Origin of the sequence: uncultured Gordonia sp. (assembly GCF_937858515.1) — a bacterium.
In the GTDB taxonomy this organism is placed as follows: domain Bacteria; phylum Actinomycetota; class Actinomycetes; order Mycobacteriales; family Mycobacteriaceae; genus Gordonia.
Window position 1 is genome coordinate 1 of the sequence record NZ_CALLZT010000195.1, and the last position, 3,047, is coordinate 3,047.

The window sequence follows — 3,047 nt, forward strand, 5'->3', positions numbered from 1 at the left end:
CTCACCGACCTCGGCTTCAAGCCGGGGTACTAAGCCAAATGTCCAAACTCAGGTCTGGGCACGCGCACTCAAGGACGTATTCGACCAAATGCCGAAGCTAGACGACAGCAATTCCTGATCTCCAGCCCAGCAGTTTTCGTCGAGCCAACGCCAGCCCGTGTTCATCAGGCCTCCTTCGGTTGGCTCTCACCTTTACGGAAGCGCGCGGCATCGAACGCGGCCACGGTCGCGCCCGCGTCACTCGGCTTCGGATCGGCCGGCCGCAGCCGACCAATCTCAGCCTTCGCACGCTCAGCGCAGGGTTCAGATTCGTCCGCAACTGCGGTTTCGATTTCTGTGCCTAGCCATTCGGAATCTTTTCGGCGCCAAGGAGGTTAGGGGGTTGCGCCCGGTGCCGCAACACCACGTCTTCAGGGTGGTTGTCGCTGGAGTCAACCAGGCTGACTTCCCAGTCGGTGTTGTCCACGAGGACGTCGTACACCCGATTCGCCAACGCAGCATCGGATGATCTGACCTCTGCATACACCAGGCCGGTATCCCAAAGTGATTCCGCGGCAACGATTGTTCCTGCATCGGTGCGCAAAGAAGGGTTGCCGTACTGGTCGACACCAACCTCGCCGGGAACATGCGCGGCGACCGCAGCGACAAGAGCGCTCGGTGTTACCCCGGACAGGACACGTATATCGAGAATCACGACCACACCTCCTTACACAACATCAACCGAATGCCTAGCCACCATCACGCCACCTTTTCCTCACATGAACCGCGGATTCACATATGTCGGTCGGATCGCGGCGGTCGGCCTTTCACCGGACGACTTTTCACGGTTGCACTGACGACAAGCAGCCTGGCAATTGTCGAGAGCATCAGCCTCCACCGACGACCACCCCAGACGCTCCGCCTCATCAGACGAGACGACATGGTCCACCTCGAATGAACGAGGATGCGGCGGACGAGCCTCAAAGTCGATCTGCCCACCGACCACCCGGCAATCAGCCGTGATCTGCAGAGCACACGGCGCATCCCCATCACGCCGACGCACATCAGCACGGCGCCGATCCCGGATCGTGGTCGACGAAAACGGCATCAGGCACTGGACTTTCGAAATCGTGAATAGTCGAAAGGACAGGAGCCCTTGACCTCGTACTGCGGCAACACCGTGCCCTCATGCGCTGCAGCCCCCACCACCGGGGCCCCAAGAAACCCGCCGACCGCCGCCCGCCACGCCCGATCCGTCCGATCCGTCCGATACCGAAACCCCTCAAACACCAACAAGTCCACAGGCACCTCGGCAGGATTGCGGCGACGCCTCACTAGACCGCCCCCTTGATCCCGTATTTCTTGCGACTCGCCGGAGCGGTCTCGTCAGCAGGGATGCCGAGCTGGCTCACCAATTTCGCGAAACACAACCGCTGCGCCCGCAACTCGACAAGCGCCGGATGAGCCCTAACCCCCTGACTTGACTCGTTAAGAACACCGTCGCGATCCACCACAGCCTGCAACGCGTCGATCGCTGTCGCCGTCCGGCACGCCTCCCGCAATATCGCCAACTCATGCTCATCAAGCTCAAACTCAGCGGTCGTAGACGCCCACAACGACCGCCCAGACCCAGCCAAACCCGCAGGAGCGCGCGGCCGAGACTCCTTATCCGCCATATCGGACCTCCATAGGGGACTGTCAGATTAACGGTGGATCCGACCTTGGCATTGGTTAGTTGCCGGTCGGGGTGATCCGGCCGCTGAAGGTGATCGCGAACGCGTTGAGTGCGGGCTTCCACCTCATTGCCCATCGTGCCTTGCCTCGGCCGGTGGGGTCTAGGGAACGGGTCACGAGATAGAGACATTTCATCGCGGCCTGCTCGGTTGGAAAGTGTCCGCGGGCTCGGATTGCTCTGCGGTAGCGTGCATTTAGTGATTCGATCGCGTTCGTACTACAGATGATTCGTCGGATCTCGAGGTCGTAGTCCAGGAAGGGCACGAACTCGCTCCAGGCGTTCTCCCATAGCCGGATGATCGCTGGGTAGCGGGCTGCCCACTTCGCGGCGAACTCGGCGAACCGTTCCTTGGCCGCGGACTCGGTCGGCGCGGTGTAGACCGGCCGGATATCTCTGGCGATCTCGTCCCAATACTTGCGTGATGCGTAGCGAAAGGTGTTGCGTAGCAGGTGAATCACACACGTCTGCACCAGGGTGCGATCCCATACCGCAGTGACGGCCTCGGGCAGTCCCTTCAGTCCGTCACAGACCACGATGCACACATCGTTGGTTCCGCGGTTCTTGATCTCGGTCAGGACCGACATCCAAAACTTGGCGCCCTCCCCGCCATCGCCGGCCCACAGTCCGAGGATGTCGCGTTCCCCGGCGCAGGTGACTCCGATCGCCACATACACCGGCCGATTAGCGACCTGTCCATCACGGATCTTGACGTTGATAGCGTCGATGAACATCACGGGATATACCGACTCCAGCGGACGGTTGCCCCACTCGGTCATCTCAGCGATCACCTTGTCGGTGATACGGCTTATGGTGTCCTTGGACACCGTGGCGCCGTAGACGTCAGCGAAGTGCGCCGACACTTCACCGGTTGTCAATCCCTTTGCTGTTAAAGACAATACGATTTCGTCGATACCAGTAAGGCGGCGTTGGCGTTTCTTGACGATCTGCGGTTCAAACGAGGAATTGACGTCCCGGGGTACCTCAATCTCGACCGGGCCTATCTCAGTGAGCACCGTCTTGACCCGGGTGCCGTTACGGGAGTTGCCGCTGCCACGCCCGGCCGGATCATGCTTGTCATAGCCCAGGTGCTCGGTCATCTCCGCATCCAGCGCTGTCTCCAGCACGGTCTTGGTCAACTGGTTCAGCAGCCCGTTCGGGCCGACCAGCTCGACTCCCTGCTCTTTCGCTTGCGCCAGCAGCTGCTCAGCGAGCTGGCGTTGATTCAGTTCGATCGCCACAAGATCGAGTGTTTCTGACATGGTCAGTCCTTCCCGCCAAGCTCACGCCTGGCGTGTCAGACCAAGATCAGATCCACCGTTGTTCTGACAGACCC

3 protein-coding genes are annotated in these 3,047 nt (G+C 60.6%); all 3 read right to left on the reverse strand.

Annotated elements, in window-relative coordinates; translation table 11 throughout:
• Positions 1–340: 340 nt before the first annotated feature.
• The 3 genes from Q0627_RS18660 to Q0627_RS18665 all read right to left on the reverse strand — a co-directional run bounded on the left by Q0627_RS18660 (position 341) and on the right by Q0627_RS18665 (position 2,973).
• Positions 341–694, reverse strand: a complete 354-nt coding sequence (locus tag Q0627_RS18660; protein ID WP_298811881.1) for a hypothetical protein — start codon at positions 692–694, stop codon at positions 341–343.
• A 60-nt stretch (positions 695–754) separates the two neighbouring features.
• Positions 755–1,087 carry an HNH endonuclease signature motif containing protein gene (locus Q0627_RS22565; protein ID WP_367180774.1) on the reverse strand — a complete coding sequence of 111 codons (333 nt, stop codon included), beginning with the start codon at positions 1,085–1,087 and terminating at the stop codon, positions 755–757.
• Between the two features lie 623 nt (positions 1,088–1,710).
• On the reverse strand, positions 1,711–2,973 hold the full coding sequence (locus tag Q0627_RS18665; RefSeq protein WP_298811883.1) for an IS256 family transposase: 1,263 nt from the start codon (positions 2,971–2,973) through the stop codon (positions 1,711–1,713).
• Positions 2,974–3,047: the final 74 nt, after the last annotated feature.